The organism is Nocardioides sp. (assembly GCF_050699375.1).
Taxonomy (GTDB): domain Bacteria; phylum Actinomycetota; class Actinomycetes; order Propionibacteriales; family Nocardioidaceae; genus Nocardioides.
This window is the reverse complement of record NZ_JBOHDN010000366.1, coordinates 1-17,401: the sequence shown is the minus strand read 5'-3', so window position 1 is coordinate 17,401 and position 17,401 is coordinate 1. Positions and strand designations below refer to the sequence as shown.

The following is a 17,401-nucleotide window of genomic DNA, read 5'->3' as shown; positions in this document are numbered from 1 at the left end:
TCTGCAGGCCGAGTGGGCATCACCGTGACCTCTCGGCCAGCAGAAGTGACTTCTCGGCCTGCACAAGTGACTTCTCGGCAGGGCGGTTCTCGGCGGGGCGGTTCTCGGCGGGGTGGGGTCAGGCCTTGGCGGAGCGGGCTACCTCGAGGAGCTCGCGGGCGTGCGCGATGGCGGTGTCGGAGGCGGTGAGGCCGGCGAGCATGCGGGAGAGCTCACGTTCGCGGGACTCGTCGTCGAGGACGCTCAGGCCTGAGCTGGTGACGACGCCGTCGCTGGTCTTCTCGACGGCGACGTGGTGGTCGGCGAAGGCCGCCACCTGTGGCAGGTGGGTGACGACCAGGACTTGGGCGGTGCGGGCGAGCTGGGCGAGGCGGCGGCCGATCTCGACCGCGGCGGTGCCACCGACTCCCGCGTCGACCTCGTCGAAGACGAACGTCGGGACCGGGCTGGTGGCTGCCAGGACCACCTCGATGGCCAGCATCACCCGGGAGAGCTCACCCCCGGACGCGCCCTTGTGGAGCGGACGGGGCTCGGAGCCGGTGTTGGCGGCCAGCAGCAGCTCGACCTCGTCGAGGCCGTTGGAGCCGTAGCGCAGCCAGCGCTCGCCCTTGCCTTTGCCCTTGCCCTTTTCAGAGCCAGGGGCGGGGAACCTCAACGGAGCATGCGGCTCGTCCTCGGAGCCGGGCGCGTCGGTCTCCTTCTGACGTACGTCGACCACCAGCCGAGCATGGGGCATCGCCAGTCCGGTCAGCTCCTCGCTCACCGCCTCGGCCAGGGCACCGGCGGCGTCGGTGCGCGCGGTCGACAGCGCGAGGCCGGCCTCGGCGAGGTCGGCCCGCAGCCGCGTACGCTCGGACTTCAGCTCCTCGATGCGGTCGTCGTCGGAGTCGAGCTCGAGGAGTCGCTTGGCACCCGTCTCGGACCAGGCGAGGACCTCGTCGATCGTCTCGCCGTACTTCCTGGTCAGCGCGGTCAGGGCCGCTCGCCGCTCGGAGACCACCGCCAGCCGGGCGGGGTCGGTCTCGACCCCGGTGGCGTAGGAGGCGACGTCGGCGGCGGTGTCGGAGAGCAGGTAGCTGACCTCGGCGAGGCGCTCGGCCAGCGCTGCGGCGTCGGGGTCGTGGTCGCGAACGCTGTCGAGCGCACGCCGTGCGCCCGAGACCGCACCGAGAGCGTCCGGGGCGTCGACATCCTCGGAGGAGAGCGCCTCGCGCGCCTGCTCCGCAGCCGTACGGAGGGTGTCGGCGTAGCCGAGCTTCTCCTCCTCCTGGGCGAGAGTGGCGTCCTCGCCCGCCTCCGGGGACACCGCCTCGATCTCACCGAGACCGAAGCGCAGCAGATCGGCCTCCTGTGCCCGCTCGCGGGCGTGGGTGGTCACCTCGTCGAGCTCACGCTCGACCTTGTGCAGCTCGGTGTGGAGCTCGCCGTAGGCCGCGAGCAGCTTGGCGACGGCGTCGCCACCGAAGCGGTCCAGGGAGTCACGCTGGGCCCGCGGCTGCAGCAGCCGGTGCTGGTCGGACTGGCCGTGGACCGCGACCAGCGGCGAGGTCACGGAGCCGAGGGTCGCGACCGGGACGGATGCCCCGCCGACGTACGCCCTGGCTCGTCCCTCGGCGGCGACGGTGCGGGCCACCAGGACGCGGCCCTCCTCGACCTCTCCCCCGGCCTCCTCGGTCGCGTCGACCACGCCGGGCAGGGACCGGGCGTCGATGACGCCCTCGACCCGGGCCGCCTTCTTGCCCTTGCGGACCGATCCGGCGTCGCCTCGACCGCCGAGCAGCAGTCCGAGCGCGGTCACGATCATCGTCTTGCCGGCACCGGTCTCACCGGTGACCACGGTCAGTCCCGCTCCGAGCTCCAACGTCGATGACTCGATGATCCCGAGTCCGGAGATCCTGATCTCCTCAAGCATGTTCGCCTCCGTTCATCCTGAACGGACGCCCTTCCGCGGCGCCGCGCCAACCCTCCACTGACAGTCCGAACTTCCGCACCAGACGATCCGTGAAGGGGGCCTGGTGCAGGCGTACGAGTCTCACAGGCTCCACCCCCCGGGTGACCTCGATCCGGGCGCCCGGACCCAGCTCGTAGGAGCGCCGGCCGTCGCACCAGAGCACGCCGACTCCGTCGGCCCTGGAGATGACCTCGACGGCGAGCACCGAGGTCGGCGCGACCACCATCGGGCGTGCGAAGAGCGCGTGGGCGCTGATCGGGGTCAGCAGCAGCGCCTCGACACCCGGCCACACGACCGGACCGCCGGCGGAGAAGTTGTAGGCCGTGGAGCCGGTCGGCGTCGCGCAGACGACACCGTCGCAGCCCCATCTGGACAGGGGCCGGCCGTCGATCTCGACGACCACTTCGAGCATCCGCTCGCGGGCCGCCTTCTCGACGCTGGCCTCGTTGACCGCGAACGTACGAAAGACCTTCTTGCCGTCCTCGAAGACGCTCACCTCGAGGGCCAGCCGGTCCTCGGAGGTGTAGCGGCGCTGCACGATCGCCTCGATCGTCGACTCGACGTCGTCGTACTCCGCCTCGGCGAGGAAGCCGACATGTCCCAGGTTGACCCCGAGCACCGGGGTGCGGTGGGGCTGGACGATCTCGGCGGCGCGCAAGATCGTGCCGTCTCCGCCGATGACCAGGGCCAGCTCGCAGTCGTGGCTGGCATCCTGCTCGTCGACGCTGAGCTCGATGGCCGGCTGATAGGCGCCGGGGTCGATGCCCAGGTCCTCGGCCTCGACGGCCAGCATCCTGACCACGATCCCGTGGACCGCGAGCGACTTGGCGCAGGCGAGGGCTACCTCGCGGGCCTCCTCACGACCCGTATGGATGAGCATGAGGACGCGCCGAACCTCGGCCGGGTCCGCAGCGGGGGCGTCGGGTTCGCTCACGGATCAACCTTCTCAGACGGCGCCGACACTTCATGGGCACCGGGGTTCTCCAGGCCTCGCTGCTCGCGTACGGCCTGCTCGATCTCGGCCTCGTCGACGGTCGCGTCGCCGTGGCGCAGCCAGAGGAAGAACTCGACGTTCCCCGACGGTCCCGGGAGCGGGCTGGTGGTGACCGCGCGCGCTCCCCAGCCTCGCTTCGCGGCAGCGGCGGCGACGGCGTTCACGGCCTCAGCACGCAGACCGTGGTCGCGGACGACACCCCCCTTGCCGACGCGGTCCTTGCCGACCTCGAACTGCGGCTTGACCATCAGGGCCAGGTCACCGTCAGGCCTGGTGACGCGAATCAGCGAGTCGAGGACGAGCTCGAGCGAGATGAACGAGAGGTCACCGACGACCACCTCGACGGGCTCGCCGACCAGGTCGAGGGAGAGGTCGCGGATGTTGGTGCGGTCGTGGACGGTGACGCGCTCGTCCTGCTGCAGCCGCCACGCGAGCTGGCCGTAGCCGACATCGACGGCGACGACCTCCTTGGCGCCGCTGCGCAGGAGTACGTCGGTGAACCCGCCCGTCGAGGCTCCCGCGTCGAGGCAGCGGCGGCCCTCCACGGTGAGCCCGAGCGCGGCGAACGCTGCCAGCGCCCCGGCGAGCTTGTGCCCGCCGCGAGAGACGAAGTCGGGCCGGTCGGGGTCGTCGGTGACCACGATGGCGACATCGGTGGTGACCCCGGTGGCCGGTTTGGTGGCGCGGTTGCCGGAAACCGTGACCCGGCCGGCGGCGATCAGCTCGCTGGCGTGCTCACGGGATCGGGCCAGCTTGCGACGGACCAGCTCGGCGTCGAGGCGCAGGCGGCGAGGAGGCATGCGTTCCGCCCCTCAGGGCTGATCTGTTGGCTGGTCTGCGGACTGGGCGGTGTCCTGCTCCTGCGCAACGGTGTCGGGATCCAGCGCCCGGCGCAGCTCGGTGTGGGCGGCCTCGAAGACGCCGACGTGCTCCTCCAGCGGCAGCTCGTCGAGGCGATCGAGCGTCTCGAGGACCGCGTCGACACGGGCGACATCGGTGTGCGGCGCCCTGCCGGTGCCACCCGGCCCGGCCGAGGCCGAGGACTCGTCGAAGTGCTGCTCGCTCATGTGGGCGAGACTACCGTCCCGGGCTCGCCATCCGGGCGAGGTGGCACGGCCAGTGCGCCGATCGTGGCTGCCGCCCCGGTGGCGTCCAGATGCGCCCAGGCGCTGGTCGCCGCGACCCGCCACCAGTCATCGACGGTTCGATCGCCGGAGCCATCCGGTTCGATCCGCAGCTCCCCGTCGCGTACCTCTGCCCTCCAGCCGCCCAGTCTCGCGCCGGCACCGTCGACCTCTGGTGCGGCGTGAGGCTGGAGCAGCCCGCGCAGGTCCGAGGAGATGTACGTCGGCCGCAGCCGAGGCTCGGCCGCGATCAGCTCCTTCAGCCCGGTGACGCCGGTGAGCACCAGAAGCGTGTCGATGCCGGCGTTGTTGCCGCCCTCGATGTCGGTGTCGAGCCGGTCACCGACCATGAGCGGAGTCTTGGCCTGAGTACGCCGGATGGTCTCCTCCAGCAGCGGCAGCGATGGCTTGCCCGCGACGACCGGCTCGACCTCCGCGAAGCGACGCAGGGTGTCGACCAGCACGCCGTGGCCGGGAGCGAGGCCGTAGGCCGCCGGGAAGGTCATGTCGGTGTTGCTGGCGACCCAGAAGAGGCCGTCCTTGATGCGTACCGCCGCGCGAAGGATGTCCTTCCACAGCAGCTCGGGGTTGTAGCCGGTCACGATCGCCTCGGCCTCCTCGGCGACGTCCACCGGCACCAGGCCGGCCGCCTCGAGCGGCTCACGGAGCCCGGCGGCGCCGAGGTTGACGACCTTCGCCCCAGGGGCCAGGCGCTCGGCGAGCACGTGCACCGCGGCCTGAGCCGAGGTGACCACGTCCTCGGCGGCCGCCTCGATCCCCAGCTTGGTGATGTTCGCCGCGACCTTGGCCGGGGTCCTGGCGGCGTTGTTGGTGATGAACGCCAGCCGTAGGCCCGCCTCACGTGCGGCCGCGAGCGCCTCGGGTGCGCGCGGGACCGCCGCACCGCCGACGTAGACCACGCCGTCGAGGTCGAGCATCGCCACGTCATAGCCGGCGGTGAGGGCCTGTGTTGAGGCCTTCAGCAAGTGGTCAGTCAGCACACGAAGTTCCTTGTCCGGGTCGGGGGTGCGGCGAATGGCATCGGTGTGACCCTACGATGTCCTGATGGACGATACGGGTGTGGTGAGGGCGCCGTACCTCGGGCGTCCGCTGCGCCTGGAGCCTTTTCGGGCGCTCTCGCTGACTCCTTCGCGGATCGGGGATCCGACCTCGGCTCGCCTCTACTCCAGGCCCTACCGCGGGGTCGCCTCCCGGATCAGCTCCTGGCTGGCCCGTGGCGACCTGCGCCAGCATCGTGACCTCGCGCTCTATCTGCACGAGTACACCGCCGCCGGGATCACGGTGCGCGGTGTCGTCGGGATCCTCGATGTCTCCCATCGCACCGACGCCCCTGGTGAGGCCGCCGTGCTCCCCCATGAGGGCGTACGCACCGCCCAGGCGGAACAGCTGGCCTCCCGGATGCGCCAGATGAGGGTGCATCCGGCACCGATCCTGCTCACCTACCACGCACCCGAGGGGGTCGCCGCGCTGCTCGATCGGGTCCAGGCGGGCCCGCCCGAGGAGCAGTATGACGACCACGGCGGCCAGCACCACCGCGTCTGGTCGATCACCGACGAGGCGATGATCGAGCACCTCCGGACGGCATGGGCGACCCAGCAGGCACTGATCGCCGACGGCCACCATCGCTATGCGGCGTACGCCGAGATCCAGGGCCTGACCGAGCCCGGTGTCGAGGAGACGGCCGCGACGGACTTCGGTCTGGCGATGCTGATCGACCAGGACGACACGCCGCTCCAGCTCGGCGCGATCCATCGGGTGTTCGCCGGCGTGAACCTGCGTGACCTTCGGGCCGCGGCCGAGTCAAAGGGCGCCGACTGGACCGCGAGCGGCCGCGAGGCCGCTCTGGCCCGGCTCGGACCCGGAGTCATCGCCCTCAGCGACGGGCGCGGCTGGGCCACGCTCGCCACCGACACCTCGGACGGCTCCGTCACCGGAGATGTCGGGTATCTGCACGACCGGATCATCCCGGCGCTGCGCCGGCAGCCGTCTCGGGTGCTGCACGCTCACCAGGTCGACGCCGCGCTCAAGCGTGCCCGGCCGGGGCGCGACGTCGCCGTTCTGCTCGCGGCCCCGTCGTTCGACATGATCCTCTCCTCGGCCTCGGCCGGCCGTCTGCTCCCGGAGAAGGCGACCTCCTTCCAGCCGAAGCCACACCCGGGCGTACTCATCCGGCTGCTCGATGCCGCTCAGCTGGAGAAGACTCGGCGTTAGCTCGCCTGCTTGGTCGCCGCCGCGGCTCTGCTCACCCGCTTGGCCGACACCACCTCCACCTCGGTCATCGACTGCAGCCGGCCGCCCGTCTTGAAGAACCGACGCCGCAGCGAGCCGTTCACCTCGATGACGTCGCCGACGCGCCAGGTCATCGCCGCACGCTGGACCCGGGCGACCCAGCTGTGGCACTCGAGCGCGTCGATCTGCACCCGGCTCCCCCGGCGTTTGTCGCGCGGCCTGTTCACGACCACCCTGAACGCGGTCAACTGGTCCCCGCTCGGCAGCTCCTTCTCCTCCGCCGCCAGCGACAGCCGGCCGATCAACCGCACCTCGTTGACCGTTGCCAGACCGTTGGCCGGCCCCGCCCGCTCGCCATCGTCCGGTGATGGCTCCTTCTCCACTCTTGCGACCGTCATCTCGATCACCTCCGACCACCATCCTGGCCAGGGGCGCCGACAGTTCTGCCCACGCCAGCGGCCCCTGTGGATAACCCCGGTCTGAACCGTGCCTGTGGATGGTGGTCGGCCCGTCGGCTACCCCGTCAGCGCGGAGCACGTCCTCCACTCGGAGCTCGCACGGCTCACGTGCAGAGGTCGCGCTGGTACAAAGTGCCTGCCTTGCCGCCGAGATCGGCCGGAGCGGCGGGGCCGACCGAGACGAACCCTGCCTTGGCCAGGACTCTCTGGGATGCGACGTTGTCGTGGGAAGTGGCCGCCCGCAGCGTGCGCAGGCCGTGGATCGCAGACGCCATCCGGCACAGCTCCCGGACGGCCGCAGTCGCCACGCCGCGGCCGGCGACCCGCTCCGCGACCCGGTAGCCGAGCTTGGCCGTGCCGTTCTCCACCTCGTACAGGTTGAACCTGCCGAGGATCGCACCGTCCTCGGCAACGAGCACGTAGAAGGCGCAGACGCCGGCCTCCTGCTCGGCCAGCGAGGCGTTGTACAGGTCGGTGAACTGGTCGAAGAAGTCGTCACCGCGGTCCGAGATCGTGGCAGCGAAGTAGTCACGGTTCGCCAGCTCGAAGGCCAGGACCGCCGGGGCCTGGCCGATATCCAGCCGCTTCAGCTCGGGCACTGCTCGACTCTATCCAGATCGTGGGCCGAGGCCGCCCCGAGTTTCCGCCAAGGCTTTCGGTTCAGGCCCCACCGGACGAGTTGGCTCGCGGGCTGAGGCGGTAGGCGGAGACCGTCGGATCACCAGAGAGGTAGAAGCGGTGCTGCCAGTCGTGGGCTTTGCTCACCCCGACCCGAGGACCAGCTCGGATGAGTGCGGCGGGTACCGGCTCCCCCTCGGACAGCGTCACCGAGGCCTCCGTCAGTAGGTCCGCGCCGTTGTGGTCCGCCGTGATTCCAAGCGCCTTGCAGAGGTTCCCAGGGCCTCGAGCGAGACGTGCACTCTCAACCTTGCCTCCACGCCGCTCGCGTGCCAGGTCCTCGCCTTCGATGACCCTGCCTGCCCTGACGAGCACGGCTGAGGCCATGCCGTCTGTCCCGGTCACGATGTTGGCGCACCAGTGGAGACCGTGAGACCGGTAGACGTACAGGTGTCCTGCCTGCCCGAACATGACGGTGTTGCGGGGCGTCCTGCCTCGGTAGGCGTGGGAGGCAGGATCGGCCCCACCGGAGTACGCCTCTGCCTCCGTGATCGTGACGCTCACGGTCCCCTCAGGAGCATCGTGAGTCAGGATGGCACCGAGCAGCTTGGGGGCGACTTCTTCAGCAGGGCGAGCGAGGTAGGTGACGTTCATGCTGACCTACTTGACAGTGCGCATCTAGGACGGACGGAACCCGGCAGCCTTGGACCGGAGCTCGGCGAGCTGCTCGGCGACCCGGTCCGGAGCCGTGCCGCCACGGCCGTCGCGGGACGCCACCGATCCTTCGACGGTCAGGACCAGACGTACGTCGGGGGTCAGCGCCTTCGAGATCGAGGCGAACTCGTCGTCGCTGAGCGCGTCCAGCTCGACCCCGCGCTTCTCGGCCGCCTGGACGCAGGCTCCGGCGACCTCATGAGCGATCCGGAACGGCGTGCCCTGACGCACCAGCCACTCGGCGATGTCGGTGGCCAGGGAGAAGCCCTGGGGGGCGAGCTCGGCCATCCGCTCGGTGTTGTAGACCAGCGTCGCGACCTGGCCGGTGAACGCCGGGAGCAGCACCTCGAGGGTGTCCAGGGAGTCGAAGACCGGCTCCTTGTCCTCCTGCAGGTCGCGGTTGTACGCCAGCGGCAGCGCCTTCAGCGTCGTCAGCAGCCCGGTCAGGTTGCCGACCAGACGACCGGCCTTGCCGCGGGCCAGCTCGGAGATGTCGGGGTTCTTCTTCTGCGGCATGATGCTCGACCCTGTCGACCAGGAGTCGTGCAGCGTGACGAAGTCGAACTCCCTGGTCGCCCACAGGATGATCTCCTCGGCGATCCGGCTGATGTCGACACCGATCTGAGCGCACACGTAGGCGAACTCGGCGACGAAGTCGCGCGAGGCGGTCCCGTCGATCGAGTTGGCGCTCGACCCGGTGAAGCCGAGCTCGGAGGCGACCAGCTCGGGGTCGAGCCCGAGCGACTGCCCGGCAAGCGCGCCGGACCCGTAGGGCGAGTCGCACACGACCCGAGCCTGCCAGTCGTTGAGCCGGTCGACGTCGCGCAGCAGCGACCAGGCGTGGGCCATCAGATGGTGGGAGAGCAGCACCGGCTGGGCGTGCTGGAGGTGCGTACGTCCCGGCATGATCGCGCCATGGTTCTCATCCGCCTGCGTGGCGAGCGCGTCGATGAGATCGAGCACGAGCCCACGCAGCACTCGCTCGTGGTCGAGCAGATAGCTCCGGAACAGGGTCGCGATCTGGTCGTTGCGCGATCGTCCGGCCCGGAGCTTGCCGCCGACGTCGGGACCGATCTCCTCGATGAGCAGCCGCTCCAGGGCGCCGTGCACGTCCTCGTCGGAGGCAGCCGGAAGCAACCGTCCGGCGGTGAACCGGTCGGCGAGGACGTCCAGACCCCGGTGGATCTCGTTCTCCTCGTCGCCGGTGAGCAGTCCGGCCGCACCCAGTGCCTTGGCATGGGCGTGGGACCCGGCGATGTCATAGAGCGCCAGCCGCCAGTCGAACTGTGTCGAGCGCGAGAGCGCCTCCAGCTCGGGTGACGGGCCGCCGGCGAACCGGCCACCCCACAGCTTGCCCTCGTTCGTCGTGTTGGCAGGTACGTCAGCCATGGTCACCGGTCTCCTTCCAGCACAGCATCAACAGCGAGCTTCAGCAGCCCGGGCAGGTCCGGGTCGGCCCAGGTCTCGTCACGCAACGCATCAGGCGTCCACCAATCTGCCCGGATCATGGACGCCTTCTCGATCGACTCGAGGTTCTCGAAGCTGATCTCCGTGTCACGGTCGAGCGCCACGGCAAAGTAGGTCGCGTCACCAAGGTACTCGACGCCGTTCCAGCGGTACTCCTGCTCCACCCTCGCCACCGGGCCAATCAGACGCGCGGGGTCAAGGCGTACGCCGGCCTCTTCCCACATCTCCCGAACAGCCGAATCAGCCGGAGTCTCACCGGGGTCCAGGGCACCACCGATCGTTGTCCAATACTTTCCGCGGCTGGCGTCAGCCGGGTCGGTGTCGAGCACGAGCAGCACCTCTCCCCCGGGGCTGACCGGCAGCACCCGCCCCGAGGCACGAGGGATCAGTGGCATCAGTCGTTGCCCGACTCGATCGCGGCCTCGTCCAGGAAGGTGTCGTCCAAGGTCGCGCTGTCGGCGGGAAGAGCGTCCGGGAGGGGCTTGCCGTCGGTGGCGGCGATGCGGTCGAAACCGCCCGCGGGGAGCTCACCGAAGAGGGTGCCGTGCTCGACGAGGACGGTGCCCTGGTCGAGGGGGTGACCGGCGTAGACCTCCAGCTTGGAGCGCGAGTCGGCGATGTCGAGGTTGCGCATGGTGAGCTGCCCGATGCGGTCGACGGGGCCGAACGCGGGGTTCTCGACGCGCTCCATGGACAGCTTCTCGGGGTGGTAGGAGAAGTGCGATCCCTCGGTGTTGAGGATGGTGTAGTCCTCGCCCCGGCGCAGCCGCAGCGTGACGGTCCCGGAGACCAGCGAGGCGATCCAGCGCTGGATCGACTCACGCACCATGAGCGCCTGCGGGTCGAGCCAACGGCCCTCGTACATCAGCCGCCCGAGCTTGCGGCCCTCGTTGTAGTAGTTGGACATGGTGTCCTCGTTGTGGACCGCGTTGAGGAGCCGCTCGTAGGCGATCCAGAGCAGCGCCATCCCCGGCGCCTCGTAGATGCCGCGGGACTTGGCCTCGATGATCCGGTTCTCGATCTGGTCCGACATGCCCAGACCGTGGCGACCACCGATCGCGTTGGCCTCGTAGACCAGCGCCACGGGGTCGGCGAAGGACTTGCCGTTGATCGCGATCGGGCGGCCCTCGTCGAAGCTGATCGAGACGTCCTCGGTCTCGATGGCGACCGAGGGGTCCCAGAACTTCACGCCCATGATCGGCTCGACCGTCTCCAAGGAGACCTCGAGGTGCTCGAGGGTCTTGGCCTCGTGGGTGGCGCCCCAGATGTTGGCGTCGGTGGAGTAGGCCTTCTCGGTGGAGTCGCGGTAGGGCAGGTCATGAGCCACCAGCCACTCCGACATCTCGTGGCGCCCGCCGAGCTCGTGGACGAAGTCGGCGTCCAGCCACGGCTTGTAGATGCGCAGCTCGGGGTTGGCCATCAGGCCGTAGCGGTAGAACCGCTCGATGTCGTTGCCCTTGAAGGTCGACCCGTCTCCCCAGATGTTGACGTCGTCGGCGTGCATGGCGCGGACCAGCATGGTGCCGGTCACGGCCCGGCCCAGCGGCGTGGTGTTGAAGTAGGCACGGCCACCGGAGCGGATGTGGAACGCTCCGCACGCCAGAGCCGCGAGACCCTCCTCGACCAGCTGGGGCTTGATGTCGATCGCACGCGCGATCTCGGCGCCGTACGCCATCGCGCGGTCGGGTACGCCGGAGATGTCGGGCTCGTCGTACTGCCCGATGTCGGCGGTATAGGTGCACGGCACCGCGCCCTTGTCGCGCATCCAGGCGACAGCCACGGAGGTGTCGAGGCCTCCGGAGAAGGCGATGCCGACGCGCTCGCCCTTGGGAAGGGAGGTCAGGACCTTGCTCACGAGATGTTGCTCCTTGCTCTGAAACTCATTGGGCTCTGGGACTTGCTGGCTCTGAAACTCATTGAAGGGCTGTGGTCTTGCCGGCGAGACTGAGGAAGCGGTTGACGAGTGCCGCGCCTCCCCTGGGCTCGCGGCCGATGACGAGCACGGTGTCGTCACCGGCGATGGTGCCGAGGATGTCGGGAAACTCGGCGCGGTCGATCGCGGAGGCGAAGTACTGTGCGCCACCCGCAGGCGTACGCAGCACCACCAGGTTGCCGGTCCCGTCCGCGCTCACCAGCAGCTCGCGGGCGAGGCGTCCGAGCTTGCTGCGGCCGCTGGCCGACTCCCCCGGCGCGACCGCCGTGCGGTCTCCGCCCTCACCGGGAACCGCGTAGACCAGCGACCCCGAAGGTGCCCGCACCTTCACCGCGTCGAGCTCGTCCAGGTCACGCGAGAGCGTTGCCTGGGTGACGTGGACGCCGTGGGAGAACAGCGCCTCGGAGAGCTCGGTCTGGGAGTGGATCTCCGTGCCCCAGATGATGTCGACGATCAGGGACTGACGTGAGCCCTTGGTCGCGGGCCGCTGCGCTTCGTTGGTCGTCATCGCGCCACCTCTGCGCTTCGCGCAGTCACTCCCTCGCTCGGCGCGAGCGGACGAGCAAGCTCGCCGCTCGACCTCGCTCCGGTCGTAGCCGTAGCGCAAGCGCCAGAATACGGACGCGGCGCGCTGAGCTTGCTCATCGCCGCTCCCACAGGAAGGTCAGGATCGCCTTCTGGGCATGGCGCCGGTTCTCGGCCTCGTCCCACACCAGGCTCCTGGGACCGTCGAGCACCTCGGCGGAGATCTCCTTGCCGCGGTAGGCGGGCAGGCAGTGCAGCACGACGGCCTCGGGATCAGCGTGTGCGAGCAGCTCGGTGGTCAGCGCGTAGGGCGAGAACACCGCGGTGCGCGCGGCCGCCTCGCTCTCCTTGCCCATCGAGACCCAGGTGTCGGTGATGAGCACGTCGGCCCCGGCCGCGGCCCGGACCGGATCTGGGGTGACCGAGACCGAGCCACCGGTCTCCGCGGCGATCTTCTTCGCCCGCAGCAGGACCTCCTCGTCGGGCGCATAGCCCTCCGGCGCCCCGAACCGGACGTGCATCCCGGCGGTGGCGCCGGCCAGCGCCCAGGAGTTGCCCACGTTGCACGCGGCATCGCCCAGGAACGCCGCCGTCAATCCGGAGAGCGAGCCCTTGTGCTCGCTCAACGTCTGCAGGTCGGCGAGCAGCTGACAGGGGTGGAAGTCGTCGGTCAGCGCGTTGACGACCGGCACACCCGCGTAAGCGGCCATCTCTTCCATGCCGGCATGCGCGAACGTACGCCACACGATCGCGCCCGCCTGCCGACCGAGCACCCGGGCGACGTCGGCGACCGACTCCCGATCCCCGATCCCGGCCAGGCGCCCGTCGACGAGCATCGAGTGCCCGCCGAGCTCGGCGATCCCGGAGGAGAACGAAGCCTGAGTACGCAGCGTCGGCTTGTCATAGATCGTGGCCACGGTCACCGGGCCGGCGAGCGGCTTGGCGGCGTACGGCTCCTGCTTCATTCTCGCCGCGAGCGCGAGCACCTCGGCCTGCTCGGCCGGGGTGAGGTCGTCGTCGCGGAGGAAGTGCCGGGTCATCTCGGGTCCTCCGCCGCGTCGAGGATGGCCGGCCAGGCGGCCAGGAGCCGCTCCGCGTCGTCCTCGGTGAGCACCAGCGGCGGCACGATCCGGATCCGCTCGGGCGTCGGGTTGTTGAGGATGAAGCCCGCCTCGAGCGCGGCCGCGGCGACCTTGGCCGAGTCGAGACCGGCGAGCACCACACCGATGAAGAGCCCCTCGCCATCGACCCGGGCCACCCGCGAGTCGGCGCCGAGGCCGTCGCGCAGCTTCTGCCCGAGCACGGTGACGTGCTCGAGGAGTCCGTCGGACTCGATGGTCCCGACCACCGCGAGACCCGCGGCGCAGGCGACCGGATTGCCCCCGAAGGTGGTGCCGTGGTTGCCGGGCTCGAAGAGGGTCGCCGCCCGGCCCAGCCCGATGCAGGCGCCGATCGGGAAGCCTCCGCCGAGGCCCTTGGCCAGGGTGACGATGTCGGCGGTGACCCCGGAGGTCTCGTGGGCGAACCAGCGGCCCGTACGGCCGAGCCCGGACTGGATCTCGTCGAGCCAGAGCAGCGCGCCGTGCTCGTCGGCGATGCTCCGCGCCGAGGCCAGGTAGCCGGCCGGCGGGACGATCACGCCGGCCTCACCCTGGATCGGCTCGAGGATGATCGCGGCGGTCTCGTCGGTGACCGCCGCGGCCAGCGCCTCGGCGTCGCCGTAGGGCACGAAGGTGACATCTCCCGGGAGTGGCTCGAACGGCGCCCGGTAGGCCTCCTTCGAGGTCAGCGCCAGCGCACCGAGGGTGCGGCCGTGGAAGCTCCCGGACGCGGCCACGATGTGGGTGCGACCTGTCCTCCGGGTCAGCTTCAGCCCGGCCTCGTTGGCCTCGGTCCCGGAGTTGGCGAAGAAGACCTTGCCGGTCTCCCCGCCCGGGACCCGGGCGAGCAGCGCCTCGGCCAGCTCGACCTGCGGGGCGGAGGTGAAGAAGTTGGAGATGTGCCCGAGCGACTCCATCTGGGAGGTGACCGCCGAGAGGAGCGCGGGATGGGCGTGGCCGAGCGAGTTGACCGCGATCCCGGCCAGCAGGTCGACGTACTCCTTGCCGTTCTCGTCCCACACGTGAGCGCCCTCGCCTCGGGTGAGGACCAGCTTGGGGGCGCCGAAGGTGTTCATCAGCGAGGCGGCGTACCGCTCTCCATAGGTGCTCATTGGCCCAGCTCCCTTGCTTTGCGGGTCTTCGTGGTGACGCCGGGGAGCACCTGGGTGCCGACTCCCTCGGCGGTGAACAGCTCGAGCAGCACGGCGTGCGGGTTGCGACCGTCGACGACGGTGGCGCGCTTGACGCCGCCCTTGACTGCCTCCAGGCAGGCGCCCATCTTCGGGATCATGCCGCTGGCCAGGTCCGGGAGGATGCCTTCGAGCGCCTCGGGGCTGATCTCGCCGATGACCTCCTCGGGGTCCGGCCAGTCGAGGTAGAGGCCCTCGACGTCGGTCAGCACCAGCAGCTTCTCGGCCTCCAGGGCGACCGCGAGCGAGGCGGCGGCCATGTCGGCGTTGACGTTGTAGATCGCGCCGTCGGCGTCCGGGGCGACGCTGGAGACCACCGGGATCCGGCCGGCCTCGATGAGGTCGAGGACGGAAGAGGGTCGCACGGAGACGACCTCGCCCACCTGACCGAGGTCGACCTCCTCGCCGTCCACGATGGTGCTCGCCGGCTCTGCGGTGAAGAGGCCGGCGTCCTCGCCGGAGAGCCCGACGGCCAACGGCCCGTGCTCGTTGATCAGCCCGACCAGCTCACGCTGGACCTGGCCGACCAGGACCATGCGTACGACGTCCATCGCCTCGGGCGTGGTCACCCTCAGCCCGCCGCGGAACTCCGACTCGATACCGAGCCGGGCGAGCATGCTCGAGATCTGCGGGCCACCGCCGTGCACGACCACCGGCTTGAAGCCGGCGAACCGCATGAAGGCGATGTCCTCGGCGAAAGCACGCTTGAGCGTTTCGTCGGTCATGGCGTTGCCGCCGTACTTCACCACGACGATCTTGCCGTGATACTCCTTCAGCCACGGCAGCGCACCGGCGAGGGTGCGGGCCTTGGCGGGATCGGGGCGACCCGGCGAGTGCGCCACGGTCTCCAGCTCGAAGTTCACGGCGCCACCCCAACGGTGCTCAGGCCAGCCGTCTCCTCGAGACCGAGCGCGAGGTTCATGCACTGGATCGCACCCCCGGCGGTGCCCTTGGCGAGGTTGTCCTCGGCGCCCACCGCGACCAGCCGTCCGGCGACCTCGTCGACGGTGACCTGCAGGTGGACGGCGTTGGAGCCGAGCACCGCCTGCGTCTGTGGCCACTGCCCCTCGGGGAGCAGGTGGACGAAGGGCTCCTCGCCGTACGCCTTCTCGTAGGCGGCTCGGGCGTCGGCCAACGTCACGCCGTCGGCGAGCTTGGCCGAGCAGGTGGCCAGGATGCCGCGCGGCATCGGCACCAGGACGGGGGTGAAGGAGACCGACACCTCGCCGTCGACCAGCGCGGAGAGGTTCTGGATGATCTCGGGAGTGTGCCGGTGGACGCCGCCGACGCCGTAGGCGCTGACGTTGCCCATCACCTCGGCGCCGATCAGGTTCGGCTTGGACGACTTCCCCGCCCCGCTGGTGCCGGTGGCGGCGACCACGACGACCTCGGGCTCGACGATCCCGGCTCCGACCGCCGGCGCGAGGGCGAGCGTCGAGACCGTCGGGAAGCAGCCCGGCACCGCGATCCGGGTGGCGCCGGACAGCCTCGCCCGCTGCTCTGGCAGCTCGGGCAGCCCGTAGGGCCAGGTACCGGCGTGGTCGGTGCCGTAGAACTTCGTCCACGTCTCGGCGTCGGCGAGCCGGTAGTCGGCGCCGCAGTCGATCACGACCACATCGTCGGGAAGTCCGGCCGCGATCGGCCCGGACTCGCCATGCGGCAGGGCCAGGAAGACCACGTCGTGACCGGCCAGGGTCTCGGCGTTGGTCGGCTCCAGGACTCGGTCGGCCAGGGGCAGCAGGTGTGGCTGCAGGCTCCCCAGGGTCTTGCCCGCGCTGGAGGCGGCCGTCAGGGCACCGATCTCCACCTCGGGGTGGGCCAACAGCAACCTGAGCAGCTCACCCCCGGCGTATCCACTGGCACCAGCGACTGCGACGCGCTTCTTGGTCATATGTATGACCATACGCTGCGCCGCATGATGCCCGCAAACCGGTTCACCAGTCGGGATGGGTCGGGATGGACAGGTGGGATAAAACCGGGCGAGAACTGTCCGGGTCTGCCTCTACTCTTCGGGCATGACCCGACTTCCCTACGCGGCCTACCTCGACCTCATCAGGTCCGAGTCCGCGCGCTTCCGCGACACCCTCGCCGAGACCGACCCCACCGCCCCGGTCCCCAGCGCCCCGGGCTGGACCGCCGCCGACCTGCTGTGGCACGTCGCCGGCCAGGTGCAGCACTTCTGGACGTACGTCCTCGACACCCGGCCCACCGCGCCCACCGAGGAGACCTATGACGAGCCGGAGCGGCCGGCCGACGCGACGTACCAGGATCTTCTCGACTACTTCGACCAGATCAACGCCACGTTCCTCAGCACCCTGGAGCAGATCAAGCCCGACGAGACCGTCTGGTCCTGGTCGGCGGAGCAGACCGCCGGGTTCACCTACCGCAGGCAGGCCCACGAGATCCTCATCCATCGCCTCGACGCCGAGCTGACCGCCGACGCCGTGACACCCCTCGACCCGGCCCTGGCCGCCGACGGGGTCGACGAGATCCTCGACATCTTCTTCGGCGGGAAGCCCGGGTGGGCGACCTTCACGGGCGGCGACCACTACGTGCGTGTGGACGCCCTCGACACCGACACCCAGACCTGGGTCCAGCTCGGCACCGTCTCCGGCACCGGACCCGGCGGTGACAGCCTCGTGGACGAGCCCGACCTCCTCGTCGTCGCCCAGGAGTCGATCGCGACCGGCACCGAGCCCGACGTCGTCGTCGAGGGCGCCGCCGAAGACCTGGACGCCTGGCTCTGGCGCCGCCGCGACGACGAGCGGATCCAGGTCACCGGCGACAAGGACATCTATGCCCGCTTCCGCGCGTTGACGAACCAGCCGATCAACGACGACGACTAGTGGTCTGAGCCGATAGGTCGGCCCCGGTCCGTCGTCAGGGTGCGTGCGGGGCCAGGCGCCCCCGCGAAGGCATACCGGGGTCTTTCGAGCGGGGGCAACGCCGTCCAGTGCGTGCCATGGCGGCGGGCCGAGGCCGAAATCGAGGCGATGGCCACTAGCCTCTGGCCCATGATCAAGCACCTGGCGGTCTTCCTCGGTTCCCGCGACGGCAACGATCCGGCGCTCTCGGAG

The 17,401-nt window shown here is 70.2% G+C and carries 18 protein-coding genes; 2 read left to right on the top strand and 16 right to left on the bottom strand.

Going from position 1 to position 17,401, the window contains the following annotated elements:
• Positions 1-118: 118 nt before the first annotated feature.
• Genes recN through ACRDPS_RS24330 form a run of 5 tightly spaced genes read right to left on the bottom strand, consistent with a single transcriptional unit; the run spans position 119 to position 5,070 of the window.
• The gene (recN, locus tag ACRDPS_RS24350) at positions 119-1,912 is read right to left on the bottom strand and encodes a DNA repair protein RecN (protein WP_431504256.1); all 1,794 of its coding nucleotides are present in this window, start codon (positions 1,910-1,912) and stop codon (positions 119-121) included.
• A complete protein-coding gene (locus tag ACRDPS_RS24345; RefSeq protein WP_431504255.1) occupies positions 1,905-2,885 on the bottom strand; it encodes an NAD kinase in 981 nt (326 codons plus the stop codon). Before ACRDPS_RS24345 ends, recN begins: the two co-directional genes overlap by 8 nt.
• Positions 2,882-3,745, bottom strand: a complete 864-nt coding sequence (locus ACRDPS_RS24340; protein WP_431504254.1) for a TlyA family RNA methyltransferase — start codon at positions 3,743-3,745, stop codon at positions 2,882-2,884. The genes ACRDPS_RS24345 and ACRDPS_RS24340 overlap by 4 nt, the downstream gene beginning before the upstream one ends.
• A 12-nt stretch (positions 3,746-3,757) precedes the next feature.
• Entirely contained in the window at positions 3,758-4,012 is a 255-nt protein-coding gene (locus tag ACRDPS_RS24335) for a hypothetical protein (RefSeq protein ID WP_431504253.1), read from the bottom strand.
• On the bottom strand, positions 4,009-5,070 hold the full coding sequence (locus ACRDPS_RS24330; protein WP_431504252.1) for an HAD-IIA family hydrolase: 1,062 nt from the start codon (positions 5,068-5,070) through the stop codon (positions 4,009-4,011). Before ACRDPS_RS24330 ends, ACRDPS_RS24335 begins: the two co-directional genes overlap by 4 nt.
• A gap of 64 nt (positions 5,071-5,134) precedes the next feature.
• Between ACRDPS_RS24330 and ACRDPS_RS24325 the strand changes: the two genes are divergently transcribed.
• Entirely contained in the window at positions 5,135-6,301 is a 1,167-nt protein-coding gene (locus ACRDPS_RS24325) for a DUF1015 family protein (protein WP_431504251.1), read from the top strand.
• On the opposite strand, the gene ACRDPS_RS24320 is transcribed toward ACRDPS_RS24325, so the two are convergent.
• The 11 genes from ACRDPS_RS24320 to argC form a co-directional block, all read right to left on the bottom strand.
• Complete coding sequence (locus ACRDPS_RS24320) at positions 6,298-6,717, bottom strand: single-stranded DNA-binding protein (RefSeq protein WP_431504250.1); 420 nt, start codon at positions 6,715-6,717, stop codon at positions 6,298-6,300. The two genes, ACRDPS_RS24325 and ACRDPS_RS24320, sit on opposite strands and share 4 nt — an antisense overlap.
• Positions 6,718-6,881: 164 nt before the next feature.
• Entirely contained in the window at positions 6,882-7,376 is a 495-nt protein-coding gene (locus ACRDPS_RS24315) for a GNAT family N-acetyltransferase (RefSeq protein ID WP_431504249.1), read from the bottom strand.
• Between the two features lie 61 nt (positions 7,377-7,437).
• Entirely contained in the window at positions 7,438-8,049 is a 612-nt protein-coding gene (locus ACRDPS_RS24310) for a DNA-3-methyladenine glycosylase (RefSeq protein ID WP_431504248.1), read from the bottom strand.
• Positions 8,050-8,073: 24 nt separating this feature from the next.
• Positions 8,074-9,498 carry an argininosuccinate lyase gene (gene argH / locus ACRDPS_RS24305; protein WP_431504247.1) on the bottom strand — a complete coding sequence of 475 codons (1,425 nt, stop codon included), beginning with the start codon at positions 9,496-9,498 and terminating at the stop codon, positions 8,074-8,076.
• A gap of 2 nt (positions 9,499-9,500) precedes the next feature.
• Positions 9,501-9,971, bottom strand: coding sequence for an NUDIX hydrolase (locus tag ACRDPS_RS24300; protein WP_431504246.1), 471 nt, complete (start codon positions 9,969-9,971; stop codon positions 9,501-9,503).
• Positions 9,971-11,431, bottom strand: a complete 1,461-nt coding sequence (gene argG, locus ACRDPS_RS24295; protein ID WP_431504245.1) for an argininosuccinate synthase — start codon at positions 11,429-11,431, stop codon at positions 9,971-9,973. Before argG ends, ACRDPS_RS24300 begins: the two co-directional genes overlap by 1 nt.
• A 58-nt stretch (positions 11,432-11,489) precedes the next feature.
• Entirely contained in the window at positions 11,490-12,017 is a 528-nt protein-coding gene (locus ACRDPS_RS24290; RefSeq protein ID WP_431504244.1) for an arginine repressor, read from the bottom strand.
• A 133-nt stretch (positions 12,018-12,150) separates the two neighbouring features.
• Positions 12,151-13,074, bottom strand: coding sequence for an ornithine carbamoyltransferase (argF, locus tag ACRDPS_RS24285; protein WP_431504243.1), 924 nt, complete (start codon positions 13,072-13,074; stop codon positions 12,151-12,153).
• Positions 13,071-14,246: an acetylornithine transaminase gene (locus ACRDPS_RS24280; RefSeq protein ID WP_431504242.1), complete on the bottom strand. Its 1,176-nt coding sequence runs from the start codon at positions 14,244-14,246 to the stop codon at positions 13,071-13,073. The genes argF and ACRDPS_RS24280 overlap by 4 nt, the downstream gene beginning before the upstream one ends.
• Entirely contained in the window at positions 14,243-15,187 is a 945-nt protein-coding gene (gene argB, locus ACRDPS_RS24275) for an acetylglutamate kinase (RefSeq protein WP_431504241.1), read from the bottom strand. Before argB ends, ACRDPS_RS24280 begins: the two co-directional genes overlap by 4 nt.
• Positions 15,184-16,215 (bottom strand): N-acetyl-gamma-glutamyl-phosphate reductase, encoded by a 1,032-nt coding sequence (gene argC / locus ACRDPS_RS24270; RefSeq protein ID WP_431504240.1) that lies wholly within the window; start codon positions 16,213-16,215, stop codon positions 15,184-15,186. Before argC ends, argB begins: the two co-directional genes overlap by 4 nt.
• Positions 16,216-16,339: 124 nt before the next feature.
• Between argC and ACRDPS_RS24265 the strand changes: the two genes are divergently transcribed.
• A complete protein-coding gene (locus ACRDPS_RS24265; RefSeq protein ID WP_431504239.1) occupies positions 16,340-17,170 on the top strand; it encodes a maleylpyruvate isomerase family mycothiol-dependent enzyme in 831 nt (276 codons plus the stop codon).
• Positions 17,171-17,401: the final 231 nt, after the last annotated feature.